The sequence below is a fragment of the Amycolatopsis sp. NPDC054798 genome (assembly GCF_053611505.1).
On record NZ_JBSHAM010000065.1, the window covers coordinates 1 to 13,624 of the forward strand.

Genomic DNA, 13,624 nt, shown 5'->3' on the forward strand with positions numbered 1-13,624 from the left:
GCCCTGCACCCCGATACGAAGCCTCCTCTGCGGTTCGGGGGTGCTTGACACGGCATCTTTCCCGCCTTGACAAGCACCCCCGAACCGTCAGCACAATCGGGCTTCGGGGTGCCCCACGCCCCCGGCGCGCAATGTCGCCGCCAGGCGACGAGCCGCCCCCTACCCCACAACCTCAACCAGCCGATCCAAAAACCCCCTCTGCCCCTTCACCAGCTTCTCCCGAGCCACCTCCACCCCAAACCACTCCACCCGATCCACCTCAGGAAACTCCTGCACCCGCCCAGACCGAGGCGGCCACTCCAGCTCAAACGTCCCCGGCACCACCTCCGCCGGATCAACGTCCCCCTCCACCGCCCAAGCAGTCACCACCTTCCCCGACTGCCGCACCTCCCCCAACGCCACCCATTCCCCCTCCGGCACCGGAACCCCCAGCTCCTCCTCGAACTCCCGCCGAGCAGCAACCTCCGGCTCCTCCCCCTCCTCGATCTCCCCCTTGGGCAACGACCAAGCCGCCGAATCCTTCTTCGCCCAAAACGGCCCGCCCATATGCCCGAGCAACACCTCGACCCCACCCGCGCCCCGACGGAAAACCAACACCCCAGCACTACGCCTCACAACCATCCCCCCAGTCTGCCGAACCCCCGTGACCAGCCCGAACACCGGCACGAAAAAACTTCCCGGCCATGTGTCGATCCACGCCACCCCCGCTCGACGCATCAGCAGAAGGCCCCAACAAGCCACCCCGGGAAGGACCCCCACCATGACCACCACGACCGCCCCCAAGACCGCCGCCGCCACCACCGAAGCCACCCAGTCCCTGGCCGACCGAGTCCGCCCCACCGTCCTGGCCCTCTTCCGCGCAGTGGTGTCGTTCCTCTTCCTCTGCCACGGCCTGATGGGCTTCGGCCTTTTCGGCGGCATCGACAACGCAGGCGGCGCGGTCCCCTTCGGCCAGTGGCCCGGCTACTGGGCCAGCCTGATCGAGGTCGTCGGCGCGGTCTTCGTCTTCGCCGGGCTCTTCACCCGCGTCTCCGCCACAGTGCTCTCCGGCGTGATGGCCTACGCCTACTTCACCGTGCACGCCCCGGAAGGCCTGCTCCCCCTGCACAACATGGGCGAGCCCTCCGCGCTGTACGCCTGGATCTTCCTGACCATCGCCGTGGTCGGCCCGGGCGCGGCCTCACTGGACCAGCTGCGCCGCCGCCGCTGAGAAAACCGCGCAGAGCGGCAATCCCGGAAACCTAACCGGGGTTGCCGCTCACAAGCATTGCCCGCCCCAGCGCGTGCTCCATCAGCACCGTCAGCACCTGCTTGGTCGAATCCCGCTCCCGCGCGTCGCACAGCAGCAACGGCACCTGAGGGTCAAGATCCAACGCCCCGCGGACTTCCTCGGTCCCGTACCGGTAAGCGTCGTCGAAGCAGTTCACGCCGACCACGAACGGCAGGCCCCGCTGTTCGAAGAAGTCCACCGCGGGGAAACAGGATTCGAGCCGCCGGGTGTCCGCGAGGACCACCGCGCCGAGCGCGCCGTCGGCGAGTTCGTCCCACATGAACCAGAACCGGTCCTGTCCCGGCGTGCCGAACAGGTACAGGATCAGCTCGGGGTTGATGGTGATCCGGCCGAAGTCGAGCGCGACGGTCGTGGTGGTTTTGCCCTCGACGCCGGTCAAGTCGTCCACGCCCTCGGACGCGGCGGTGATCACCTCTTCGGTGCGCAGCGGCGGCACCTCGCTGACCGAGCCGACCATGGTCGTCTTGCCGACCCCGAAGCCGCCCGCGACGAGCACCTTCACCGCCTGCGCGGTGAGCGACCGGCGGGGCTCAGAGTTTCCGGATGCCATCGAGAACCGCCTGGAGTACGTGGGGGCTGGGGGCGTCGGTCACCGGCGTCGCGGTGCGGAAGAGCACGAGGTTGCGTTCTATCAGATCGCTCAGCAGCACCTTCACCACCGGCAGCGGAAGGTCGACCCGCGCGGCCACCTCGGCGACCGAGACCGGGCGCTGGCACAGGGAAAGAATGCGCGCGTGCTCCGGTTCGAGGCCGGGCGTTTCGTTCACGGCGCGCAGCGCGACGACGAGCGTGATGAGGTCGAGCCCCCGGGTGTCGGACCGGGTCCGCCCGCCGGTCACGGCGTAAGACCGCACCAGCGGGCCGGCCTCGTCCTCGTACCAGGACTCGCGGTCCCGCGGCGTCATGGCGAGGTCCGCTGGACCGCTCCGGCCCGCGGCGCCGCGGTGAGCACCGCACCGACCCGCTTGACCATCAGGTTCATCTCGTACGCGACGAGCCCCATGTCCGCGTCGACCCCGGCCAGCAGCGCGAGGCAGGCGCCCCGCCCGGCCGCGGTGACGAACAGGAACGCGTGGTCCATCTCGACCATCGTCTGCCGCACGTTGCCGCCGCCGAAATGCCGTCCGGTGCCGCGGGCGAGGCTCTGGAACGCCGACGCGACCGCGGACAGGTGTTCCGCGTCCGCCTCGGACAGGTTGCCCGACCGGCCGATCAGCAACCCGTCGGAGGACAGCACCACCGCGCGGTCCGCGCCGGCGACCCGCTGCACGAGGTCGTCGAGCAGCCAGTCGAGCTCGTTGACGCCGTTGTTCGCCATCAGTCGCGATCTCCGTACCTGTTGTCGTGCCCGGGATCAGCCTCGCGGGCCCGCCGGGTGCCCTGCTGGAACGCGCTGAGCCGGGAGCGGGCCTGCTCCGGCGAATCCTCGCGGACCTCGTCGGATTCCGGCGCCGGCCGGTCGCCGCGCAGTTGCGGAACCAGGTTCTGCTGGCGTCGCCGCTGCGGCAGCGGCGGACGCCCGGGCGGACGCGGCGGGGCGGCCCGGCCGTTGTCCGCCGCCGGACGCGGCGCGCGGGCGGCATCCGCGGGCGGCCGCTGCTCGTGCTGCGGACGGGCTTGCGGAGGACGGGGCGGCGCCTCGGCGGCCGGACGCAAAGCGCGGCGAGTCGGCAGCTCCGGCCGCTGCTGCTCCGGCGCGACCCGGGGCTCCGGCGCCTGACGCGACGGCTGCGGCAGTTCCGCCTGCGGCGCCGGAACCGGGCGCGACGGTTTCCGTTGCGGCAATTCCGGTCGCTGCGGTTCAGCCCGCTGCGGTTCCGGCGCGGGCCGCGAGGGCTCCACCGCGAGCCGGGAAAGCTCCGGCACCCCGTCCTGCTCCGGAGCGGACTCCGCGCCGTCATCCGGAGTCTCGCTGATCGGCGCGAGCAATTCCTTGCGCACCAACACGATCGCCCGGGTCCCGCCGTACGCGGATTCGCGCAGGTGCACCGAGATCCCGTGCCGCGACGCCAGCCGCGCGACCACGAACAGGCCCAGCCGCGGTTCGTCGGACAGCGCCATGATCCCGAAGTCCGGCGGATCGGCGAGCATCGCGTTGAACTCCTCGGCCTGCTCCGGCTCGATCCCGAGGCCCTGGTCCTCGACCTCGATCACGACGCCCTTGCCGACCACGTTGCCGCGCAGTTCGACGCGAGACTCCGGCGGCGAGAACGACGTCGCGTTGTCGATCAGCTCGGCGAGCAGGTGCACGAGGTCGCCGACAGCGGGCCCGCGCACGGCGACCTCGGGCAGCTTCGCCGTCTTCACCCGCGCGAAGTGCTCGGTTTCCGCCGCCGCGCCGCGGACGAGTTCCACCAGCGACACCGGATTGCGCCACTGCCGTCCTGGCTGGCCGCCGCCGAGGATGATCAGGTTCTCCGCGTTGCGCCGCGCGCGGGTGGAAAGGTGGTCGAGCCGGAAGAGCGTGTCGAGCTGGTCCGGGTCCTCCTGCTTGCGCTCGGCCGCGTCCAGCACCTTCAGCTGCCGGTGGACGATCACCTGGCTGCGGTGCGCGATGTTGAGGAACACCGCCTTCGTGCCCTCGCGCGTCTTGGCCTCCTCGACCGCGGCGGCGAGCGCGGACTGCTGCGCGAGGTTGAACGCCTCGGCCACCTCGCCGATCTCGTCCGTCCCGTGGTCGAGCAGATGCCCGCCCTCGTCGAGGTCGACCGGTTCGCCCGCCCGCACGCGGCTCACGAGTTCCGGCAGCCGGACCTCGGCCGCGTCGAGGGTGTCCTCGCGCAGCCGGGCGAGCCGCGAGATGAAGCGGTTCGACAGCCGCAGCGCGATCAGCACCACGGCGAGCGCGAAGAGCACCGCCGCCGCGCCCGCGATGATCGAGTTCCGCAGCGTGTCGTCCGCGTCGGTGATGGCCGCGTTGGTCGCGTGCGCGCTCTGCGCGGCGAACATCGTCATCAGCGTGGTGGCGACCTGCTTCGCGTCGGCCCGCCACTGCTCCAGCGGCACCGGCAGCTGTTTCGCACCGGACAGCAAGGCGTTCTCGACCTGGGTCACGGTCGTCCACGCGGGACTCGCGACGAGCTTGTCGTAGTTCGCCCGCACCTCGGGCACCATCTGCGGCACCGACTGTTCGAGCTGCGCGTGGTACGCGCCGATCTGGCCGAGGTACGCGCGCTGCTCGTCGCCGGACAGCCCGCCCGCGGCGAGCCCGGCCGACGCCAAGGCGTCGCTGCGCTGCATTTCCTCGGCAGCGTTGAAAATCGGGATCGCGGACAGCCGGGCGTAGGCGTTGTCCGCGCCGCGCGCGGCCTGCGCGAGCCCGGCGACGCCCTGGGTGAACTGGTCGATGATCTGGTTGTAGAAGGAAAACACCTCGAGCCGCGGCGCCTGGCCGGCGTCGACCTGCTGGCGCAGCTGCGGCAGTTTCGCTTCCAGCGCGGCGAACGTGGCGATGTTCTGCTTGACGCTGGCGGGCACGTTCGAATCGCTCGCGAAGTTGTCCTGCAGCACCGAGGTGATCTGCGCGGCGGACGCGTCCGTCTTCGGCCGGACGGCCAGCAGCGCGGCGCGCGCGGCGTCCTGGCCGGCGAGCACGCTCATCGACAGCTGCCGTTCCTGTTCCGCGGCGAGCAGGAACGGAATGCCGGGGCCTTCCGAACCGCGAATCTTCCGCGCGTAACCGCGCGCCTGCGTCGCGTCGAGAATCAGGTATCCGGCGAGCGCGATACCGACCACGAGCAACGCCACACTCGGAATCAACGCGATCGCCAGCACACGAGAGCGAATAGACGACCCGCGGCCGTTTCGCCCGGAATTCTGCTTCACCGTGATCCGTTTTCCTTCCGGCGCTTACCTAGGTATTCGGGTCCGCGGTGTTTTCCTTGCACCGGTCCGACCAGCCGGATCACAACTCACCGTGGTCTGCGTTGCCCGCGACGACGGTAAGCAACCCGGACGGGCGAGTCAAGTCCGAAGCCGAACGACCGTCACGTTCCGGTTACTTGCTGGTAACCCTCTGCGGTGCTTGGAAAACTGATCACCGCCGGACGTGACCTTGGTCGCACCGGCCGCCGCCGCGGGCCGCCGCGCCCGGCCGCGTGAGGTCCGTCACGGCCCCGCCCGCACTGGCCCGCCCGGAAACTCATGCGCATTTCCGCATCAACGGCGGAATCGAACGGAAAAACGAGATCAATTTCCGGAATTCAGCGCCGGACGCCATTCGGCGGCCGGTGCGCGGAAAGCCGGGGGCCGGGCAGCGGTTCCGATTCCTCGGCACCGGCCGGGCGGTCGCGGCGAAGCAGATCGTGCAGCATCTCCCGGCACGCCCACGCCAGCACCGCCACGGACGCGATCAGCACCGCCACCAGCGTCGATTCGACCGGATAACGCGCGATCAGGTCGCCGAAACGCGCGAGAACGAAGCCGATCGCCACCCCGACAAGCAGGGTCACGGCATACGAGAGCGGCACTTCCCGACCGCGGGTCTCGATCATTTTCGGCCCCTTCCGCCCCGGATTCGCCTGGCGGCGCCGCCCCTCGATCGGCTCCTGCCCGCGAAAAAACAGGCACCGAGCATACCCGCCGGGCAGTGCGCGGCGCGCCCGCCGATCACCCAAAGGGGCGAGCAGGACACCGATTGTTCACCCTGGACCGGCGATTCCGGCCGGGTCCCCGCGAATCCGCGCGGATATTGCGCGAATTATTTTCAGCGCACCTCGCGCAGCACGGTCACCGCCCGCAGCACCTCGGCGTAAGTCGTGTACAGCGGGGCGAGCCCGAACCGCAGCACGTCCGGCGGCCGGAAATCGCCCAGCACCCCGCGTTCGTGCAACGCGTCCATCGTCTGCTGCCCGCCCGCGTCGCGCACTGAAACCTGGTGTCCGCGCGCGTGCTCCCGCGGCGTCGGTATCTCCGCTCCAGGCAGCAATTCGTCCGCACACCGGAAAAAGAAATCGCCCAGCGCCAACCCTTTCGCGCGCAGCACAGAGAGATCGACGCCGTCCCATACGTCCAGCGCGGCGTCGAGCGCCAGCATCGACAGGATGTCCGGCGTGCCGGCGCGGGCGCGCGCGATCCCCGCGCTGCCGCGGTATCCCGGTTCCATTCCGAACGGATCCGCGTGCCCGGCCCATCCGGCGAGCGGCTGATCGAATTCCGCCTGATGCCGCTGTGCCACATAGATGAACGCGGGCGAGCCCGGTCCGCCGTTGAGGAATTTGTACGTACAGCCCACCGCGAAATCGACCTCGCACGCGTCGAGCTGAACCGGAATCGCGCCGACGCTGTGGCAGAGATCCCACACCGCGAGCGCCCCGGCCGCGTGCACGGCCTCGGTGACCGACGGCATGTCGTGCAGCCGTCCGCTGATGTAGTCGACGTGATTCACCAGCACCGCGGCGGTCCGCTCGCTCACCGCGCCGGGCAGCTCCGCCACCGGCACGCGCCGCACAGTGTGCCCGGTGAGCCGGGCCGCCTGGTCGGCCACGTAGCCGTCGGTCGGGAAGGTCGCCGCGTCGACGAGGAGCTCGTCCCGGCCGGGGTTCGCCCGCACCGCCGCGACGAGCGCCTTGAACAGGTCCACGCTCGTCGAGTCCGCCACCACGACTTGTCCGGCCGCGGCCCCGACGAGCGGCGCGATCCGCTCCCCGACCCGCTGCGGGGCTTCCCACCAGCCCTCGGTCCACGACCGGATCAGCCGCCGACCCCACTGCTCGCGGACCACCTGGCTCAGCCGCTCCGCGACGTGTTTCGGCGGCGCGCCAAGAGAATTCCCGTCGAAGTAGGCGACGTCGGAGTCAAGGTCGAACTCCGCGCGCTTCGCGGCGAGCGGGTCGGCGGCGTCGAGCGCCGCCGCCTCGTCGGCAAGGCTTTCGCCGCGCACGGCAGATTCGGTCATCAACGCTCCTCGGTTCCCGGTTCGTCCCCTTCATAACAGGCGGAGGGCCGTCTTATCGAGCGCCGAGGCTGGCCGGGATTCTCTATCGGCCGCCGCGCCGACGACCTACAGTGACCTGACCAGGCACCACCGGAGGAGGTCAGCGTTGACCCAGTCGATCGCCGAACAGGCCGAGGGCCGAACCATCCCGCTGCTGCTGCGGCGCAACGCCGTCGAACACGGCGACCGGCCCGCGCTCACCTCGCTCGACCTCGAAGGCCGTCCGACGCTCACCTGGAGCGAGTTCCGGACCGCGGTCGCCGAAGTGTCGCGGGGGCTCGCCGGGCTCGGCCTCGCCGCGGGCGACCGCATGCTGATCATGGCCCCGAGTTCGCCCGATCACCTCATCGCCGACCTCGCCGCGGTGCACCTGGCGGCGATCCCCTGCACTGCCTACGCGACACTCAGCCCGGACCAGATCCGCTACGTCGCCCGGCACAGCGCCGCCCCGGTCGTCGTCCTCGCCGGAGCCGACGAGCTGTCCCGCTGGCTGCCGGTGCTCGACGACCTGCCCGCGCTGCGCCGGGTGGTGGTGCTCGACGAATCCGCGATCCCGGACGGCGACGACCGGTTCGTCGCGTACTCCGCGGTGCGCACCGAGGGCCGCGCCGCGCTCGCCGCCGACCCCGAGGCGTTCGACCAGGCGTGGCAGGCGATCCGCCCGGACGATCCGCTCGCGATGATCTACACCTCCGGCACCACCGGCGACCCCAAGGGCGTCGTGCTGTCGCACCGCAACGCGATCCACGAGGGCATCGCCGTGCACACGCTGCACAACGCCCCGATGCACCCCACGAACATCGCATATCTGCCGCTGGCACACATCGCCGAACGCGAGCTGTCGATCTACATGCCGATCGTCACGGCGGGCCACGTGCACACTGTCGGCGATCCGTCCGGCGTCGTCGCGGCGCTCGGCCAGGTGCGCCCGCAGAGCTTCTTCGGCGTGCCGCGGGTGTGGGAAAAGATGGTGGCGGGCTTGAAGAACATGCTCGCCGGGGTCCCCGAGGACCGGCGCGAGGCGCTCATTTCGGCGAACGAACTCCTGCAAGAGGGCTACAAACTCCGCAGCGCGGGCGAGGAGGTGCCTGCCGATCTCGCCGAACGCATCGCGAAGACCGACGAGACCGTGCTCGCGCCGGTGCGCGGGCTGCTCGGGCTCGACCAGCTGCACGTCGCGTCCAGCGGCGCGGCCGCGCTGCCACTGGAGGTGCTGTACTTCCTCGCCGGGCTGGGCGTCGAGATCCGCGAGGTGTGGGGCCTGTCGGAGACCACCGGCGCGGCGACCGCGAACAGCGCCGAAGCGTTCCGGGCGGGCACCGTCGGACGTCCGATCGACGGCGTCGAGGTGAAGACCGGCGAGGACGGCGAACTGCTCGTCCGCGGGCCGATCGTGTTCCTCGGCTACCTGCAGGCGGACGGCACGATCGAACCGGCCACCGACGCTGAGGGCTGGTTCGCCACCGGCGACATCGGCACGATCGACGACGACGGCTACGTCACGATCACCGACCGCAAGAAGGAACTGATCATCACCTCCAGCGGCAAGAACATCGCGCCGACCCGGATCGAGGGCTTGCTGAAGGAGCATCCGCTGATCGGCCAGGCGGTCGCGATCGGCGACGAGCGGCCGTACGTGACCGCGCTGATCGTGCTCGACGACGAGATCGCCCCCGGCTGGGCAGCGGCCAGCGGCGTCGAAGCCGCCGGGATCGAAGCGCTCGCCGCGCACGAAGCGGTCCGAGCGGAGATCGCGCGGGCCGTCGAGTCAGCCAACAGCAGGCTCGCCCGGGCCGAGCAGATCAAGAAGTACCACGTGCTCACCACCGCCTGGACGCCGGAAACCGGCGAGCTGACCCCGACGCTCAAGCTCAAGCGCCGGGTGATCAACGACCGCTACGGCTCCGACATCGCCTCGCTCTATACCTCGTGAGTGGCTACGCCGGTTCTAACCGGCGTAGCCACTCACGAGGCCTGCCGCGACCACTTGCGCAGACGAGGCGGCACGCGCTTCTCCAGCCCGTAGTTCTCCAGGTGGGCGGAGAACACCTCGTCGAACGCCTGCTGCACGGTCTCGGTGTCCCAGTCCGGCCGCTCCAGGATCGGCTGCTTCAGGTACGGCTGCCCCATCACGTGCAGCTGCGGGCCGTTGCACCGGATCATCTGCCCGGTGATGCCGTGCGACCCCTCGCCGAGCAGGAACAGCACGAGCGGCGCGATCTTCGCCGGGGTGCGCTCCGGCGGGCACGCGCGCAGCGCCCGCTCCGATTTCCACACCATCCGGGTGTGCGCCACCGGGCACACGGCGTTCACCCGGATCCCGGAATCGTCGAGGTCCAGCGCCCACGAGTAGGTCAGCGAGGCGACCGCGCCCTTGCTCGCCGAGTACACGCCGAGCTTGCGCTGCCCGAGCGACGCGCCGGAGGAGATGTTCACGATCGACCCGCCGCCGCCCGCGCCGACCATCGCCCGGATCGCGGCGAGCCCGGTGTACATCACGCCGAGCACGTTCACCTCGACCAGCTGGCGGGCCTGCTCCGCGTCGTCCTCCCAGGGCAGCGCCTCGTAGTTGAGCCCGGCGTTGTTGACCAGGCCGTCGATCCGGCCGAACTCGGCGACGCACTGGTCGACGATCGCCTGTGCCTGCGCCGGGTCGGCCACGCTGTGCCCGTTCGCGACCGCGCGCCCGCCGTGGCCGCGGATGGTCTTCGCGGTGCGCTCGGCCAGTTCGGCGTCCACGTCGTTGACGACCACGGCCCCGCCCGCGCGAGCGACGTGCACGGCGAACGCCTCCCCGAGCCCGCGCCCGGCCCCGGTCACGACCACGGCCTTGTCCTGCAACAGTCTGTCCACGCTCACTCCCCGCTGGTGCGCCCGGCGCGAGGACGAACGCTCCGCCGGGTCTCTCCCAGTGTTGGACCGTTCGGCCCAGCCGCACCGGTCGATGGCGACGAACGGTGCTCGCGCTGCGCCGAACGAGGAAAGCTGATCAGTGGCACGGGTACCCCGCGGCAGGTCAGTCCGAACGGCTCCGCGTTCCGGCCACCGGATTCTTCCCGACTGTTCACCCTGGTGTGATCGGCGGCATACTGAGGGTGCATGCCCTGGCCGGAGTAGTGACACTCCTGGCCAGGAGTGTCATCGGCGAAGGCAGAATGCGGGCAGTACCGGCATTCACTCGATCGGGGAGGGGGCAGTGGTCATCTCGTGACGACCGAAGCGACCTCTCGGCTGACGGCGCCGCTGCGGAATGTCGAATACCGCGTACTCTGGGCGGCGGAGGCCATCTCGAGCGCGGGCGATCAGCTGGCGAAGGTGGCGTTGTCCATCCTCGTCTACCACCGCACCGGTTCCGCGCTCTGGGCCGCGGTCGTCTACGCGCTGACCTTCCTTCCCGCGCTCGCGGGCGGGCTCGGCCTGTCCTTCCTGGCCGACCGCTACCCGCGGCGCGCGGTGCTGAGCGTGAGCGCGGCGGCGCAGGCAGTGCTCGTCGGGTTGATGAGCCTGCCCGGGATGCCGCTGATCGCGCTGTGCCTGCTCCTGGTGGCGGTGCAGCTCGCCGCGTCGCCCGCGAACGCGGCGCAGAACGCGATCACCCGCGAGGTGTTCGCCGACGACTATCTGTACCTGCGAAGCCAGGACTTGCGCGGGATCACCACCAACACGGTGCAGCTGCTCGGCCTGGCCGGCGGCGGCGTGCTAGTGACCGCCGTGGGCACGTCGTGGGCGCTGGCGATCGACGCGGTGAGCTTCGCGGTGGCCGCGGTGATCGTGCGGGTGTGGGTGCACAACCGGCCCGCGGCCGGCGGCGACCACAGCACCTGGTTCTCCGCGACGCGCTGGGTGTTCGGGCAGCGCAAACTGCGCGTGCTGATCGCGCTGTCGTGGCTTGTGGGGCTGGCCGTGGTGCCCGAGGGGCTGGCCGCGCCGCTGGCCCAGCAGCTGAACGCGCCGTCCGCGGCGGTCGGCTGGCTGCTCGCCGCCGACCCGCTCGGCTTCGTCGCCGGGGCCTATCTGCTGTCGAAATTCGCGTCCGCCGAGGTCCGGCAGCGGCTGCTCGGCGTGCTGGCGACGACGTCGCTGGCCTTGCTCGCGCTGTTTTTGCTTCAGCCGAATCTGGTGGTGGCGCTGGTGCTGCTCGCGCTCGCCGGTGCGATGGGCGCCTACATCATCACCGTGACCGCGACGTTCTCCACCTGGGTGCCGAACGAACTGCGCGGCGGGGCCGGCGGGCTCTACCGCACGGGATTGCGCGTGGCGCAAGGCATCGGGGTGGCTCTCGGCGGGGTGGTCGCACAGGCGACCGGCTCCGCGGTCACCGCCATCGCGCTGGCCGGGCTGGCCGGCGTGGCTCTGGCGATCCCCACCGCGTTCTCGTGGACCCGGGTGCGGCACGCGGTCGCGGCCGGGGCCTGATCGTGGGGTGGAAGAGGAATCTGCGGCCGGGGTCGAGGCACCGGCCGATCGGGTCTGGATACGCCGGACGGGAAGTCGTTTCACGCTTCACGGTCACGCACGGAACACACCTCCGCTCGCATTGTCACGAATCCGCAGTGGATCGGTCACAGAACTCACGCTTCACGGTCACGCACAGCTGTCCACCTCCGCTCGCTGACAATTCATCGGAAAATGACAACAGCTCGATTCACGCTTCGCGGTCGCGCATGCGAAAACACCTCACTCGGGGGGACGGCGGGGACGCTCCTCCGCAATTTACTTCATGGATGCAGCAGTTGTCGCGGAAGGCGTCTCCGGGTTCGGAGACTACGACCGAATACAGCGTTCGGAGTCGGTGAGTGCGATGATACCGGCAACTGATAACGGCGCAGAACCGGGAACCGTCCGGGAACCGCATCCGACACCGGAGGAGGCACGGCCCGATGCCCGGAACCGAACCGGCGCGCGGTGAAAACCGCGGCCCCGGGGAGGAACCGCCCGCCGCGACGGGCTTCGCCGGGCGGCTGCGCGCGCTGATCGCCGCGAACCCCGTTTCCTCGTGGGATCTCTGGACGAAACCGCGCCGGATGGTGGCGTTCCTGCTCGCCTGGGACGCGATCGCGGTGGCGCTGCTGACCTTCGGCGTCGTCGCGTCGCCGAGCCCGGATCTCGTGGACTGGGGCCGGTTCGCGATCCTCGCCGGCTGCGCGACGGTGCACATCCAGCTCACCCGGCGGCAGGAGGAACGGCGGCGCAACCGGGTCACCGCCGTCCACATCGACCTGACCGGCATCTGGGTGTTCCCGGCCGCGCTGCTGCTGCCGATCCCGCTGACGCTGCTGCTGATCGCGATCCTGCGCGTCCAGCGCTGGTTCAACTCCCGGCGACCGCCGCACAAGTTCGTGTTCACCTCGTTCACGCATGCGGTGTCGGCACTGCTGGCACACCACCTGTACCAGACTTTCGCCTCCGCCGAACTGGCCCGGCTCTCGCCGGCGAACTCGTTGCAGGTCTTCGGGATCCTGATGCTCGTCGGCTTCAGTTACGCCGCGCTGCAGGCGATCGTGATCGGCGGGCTGCTCGCGCTCGGCGGCACGTCCGCGCCCACGCTGCGCAACGTATTGGGCACCAAGGACGACAACCTGCTGGAGCTGTCGACGATCAGCCTCGGCACCATCGCGACGATCCTGCTGGTGAACATCCCGCCGGCGATCGTGATCCTCGTGCTCATCACCGTGCTGGGCAACCGGCTGGCGGAAATCAACCAACTGCAGTCCGAAGCGCGCACCGATCCGAAAACCGGGATCTTCAACGTGCGCGGGTGGTCGGAGTCCGCGGAACGCGCGCTGGCCAGGGCCGCGCGCGGCGGGGAATCACTGGCATTGCTGATGATCGACCTCGACCACTTCAAGTGGATCAACGACACGTACGGCCATCCGGCAGGCGACGACGTGCTCCGCACGGTGGCGCAAACCCTCGACGAGATAACCCGTCCCAAAGACATCATCGGCCGCTTCGGCGGCGAGGAGTTCCTGATCCTGCTGCCCGACGCGGACACCACGGCGGCGAAGGTGACCGCGGAACGGATCCGTACCGCAATCGCCGATCAGCGCATCGTGACGACCGACAAACGCGGCGGTTCGGCATTGATCACCGGCCGCACCGGGTCGATCGGCGTCGCATTGCTCGGGGTGAACGGAACAACACTGGAACAGTTGCTGCACGCCGCCGACGCGGCCGTCTACACCGCGAAGGAAGGCGGCCGGAACCAGGTGCGGTTCGCGGACGCGAATCTGCCTCCGGAGTGATCCACAATTCCGATCACCGGCACTGTTCGCGATTAATCGCGAAACCGATTCAGAAACCGTGCGCGACGGCCAGCGCCCCGTTCCGCCGCCGGATTGGCCCGCCGGGTTAATTGTCAGCGAGACCGCTAACCGCGGCGGCCGGTTTTTCGGGCC

The 13,624-nt window shown here is 70.1% G+C and carries 12 protein-coding genes; 4 read left to right on the forward strand and 8 right to left on the reverse strand.

The annotated features are described in order from the left end of the window. Window positions 1-159: 159 nt before the first annotated feature. The gene (locus tag ACWGIC_RS31735) at window positions 160-621 is read right to left on the reverse strand and encodes an NUDIX domain-containing protein (RefSeq protein WP_452079621.1); all 462 of its coding nucleotides are present in this window, start codon (window positions 619-621) and stop codon (window positions 160-162) included. A 139-nt stretch (window positions 622-760) separates the two neighbouring features. Here ACWGIC_RS31735 and ACWGIC_RS31740 point away from each other — a divergent pair, with 139 nt between their 5' ends. Further along, window positions 761-1,210, forward strand: a complete 450-nt coding sequence (locus ACWGIC_RS31740) for a DoxX family protein (protein ID WP_452079573.1) — start codon at window positions 761-763, stop codon at window positions 1,208-1,210. A 31-nt stretch (window positions 1,211-1,241) separates the two neighbouring features. Here the strand turns inward: ACWGIC_RS31740 and ACWGIC_RS31745 are convergent, their stop codons facing one another. The 6 genes from ACWGIC_RS31745 to kynU all read right to left on the reverse strand — a co-directional run bounded on the left by ACWGIC_RS31745 (window position 1,242) and on the right by kynU (window position 7,187). After that, window positions 1,242-1,841: a GTP-binding protein gene (locus tag ACWGIC_RS31745; RefSeq protein ID WP_452079574.1), complete on the reverse strand. Its 600-nt coding sequence runs from the start codon at window positions 1,839-1,841 to the stop codon at window positions 1,242-1,244. Next, window positions 1,822-2,196, reverse strand: coding sequence for a DUF742 domain-containing protein (locus tag ACWGIC_RS31750; protein ID WP_452079575.1), 375 nt, complete (start codon window positions 2,194-2,196; stop codon window positions 1,822-1,824). Before ACWGIC_RS31750 ends, ACWGIC_RS31745 begins: the two co-directional genes overlap by 20 nt. Next, window positions 2,193-2,609, reverse strand: coding sequence for a roadblock/LC7 domain-containing protein (locus ACWGIC_RS31755; protein ID WP_182891125.1), 417 nt, complete (start codon window positions 2,607-2,609; stop codon window positions 2,193-2,195). The genes ACWGIC_RS31750 and ACWGIC_RS31755 overlap by 4 nt, the downstream gene beginning before the upstream one ends. Continuing rightward, window positions 2,609-5,116 carry a nitrate- and nitrite sensing domain-containing protein gene (locus ACWGIC_RS31760; RefSeq protein WP_452079576.1) on the reverse strand — a complete coding sequence of 836 codons (2,508 nt, stop codon included), beginning with the start codon at window positions 5,114-5,116 and terminating at the stop codon, window positions 2,609-2,611. The genes ACWGIC_RS31755 and ACWGIC_RS31760 overlap by 1 nt, the downstream gene beginning before the upstream one ends. Window positions 5,117-5,493: 377 nt before the next feature. Next, complete coding sequence (locus tag ACWGIC_RS31765) at window positions 5,494-5,784, reverse strand: hypothetical protein (protein ID WP_452079577.1); 291 nt, start codon at window positions 5,782-5,784, stop codon at window positions 5,494-5,496. A 212-nt stretch (window positions 5,785-5,996) separates the two neighbouring features. Beyond that, entirely contained in the window at window positions 5,997-7,187 is a 1,191-nt protein-coding gene (kynU, locus tag ACWGIC_RS31770; RefSeq protein ID WP_452079578.1) for a kynureninase, read from the reverse strand. Between the two features lie 145 nt (window positions 7,188-7,332). Between kynU and ACWGIC_RS31775 the strand changes: the two genes are divergently transcribed. Then, the gene (locus ACWGIC_RS31775) at window positions 7,333-9,159 is read left to right on the forward strand and encodes an AMP-dependent synthetase/ligase (RefSeq protein WP_452079579.1); all 1,827 of its coding nucleotides are present in this window, start codon (window positions 7,333-7,335) and stop codon (window positions 9,157-9,159) included. Window positions 9,160-9,191: 32 nt separating this feature from the next. On the opposite strand, the gene ACWGIC_RS31780 is transcribed toward ACWGIC_RS31775, so the two are convergent. Continuing rightward, complete coding sequence (locus tag ACWGIC_RS31780; RefSeq protein ID WP_452079580.1) at window positions 9,192-10,079, reverse strand: SDR family NAD(P)-dependent oxidoreductase; 888 nt, start codon at window positions 10,077-10,079, stop codon at window positions 9,192-9,194. A gap of 354 nt (window positions 10,080-10,433) precedes the next feature. Here ACWGIC_RS31780 and ACWGIC_RS31785 point away from each other — a divergent pair, with 354 nt between their 5' ends. Beyond that, the gene (locus ACWGIC_RS31785) at window positions 10,434-11,642 is read left to right on the forward strand and encodes an MFS transporter (RefSeq protein ID WP_452079581.1); all 1,209 of its coding nucleotides are present in this window, start codon (window positions 10,434-10,436) and stop codon (window positions 11,640-11,642) included. Between the two features lie 464 nt (window positions 11,643-12,106). After that, on the forward strand, window positions 12,107-13,471 hold the full coding sequence (locus ACWGIC_RS31790) for a GGDEF domain-containing protein (protein ID WP_452079582.1): 1,365 nt from the start codon (window positions 12,107-12,109) through the stop codon (window positions 13,469-13,471). Window positions 13,472-13,624 lie beyond the last annotated feature (153 nt).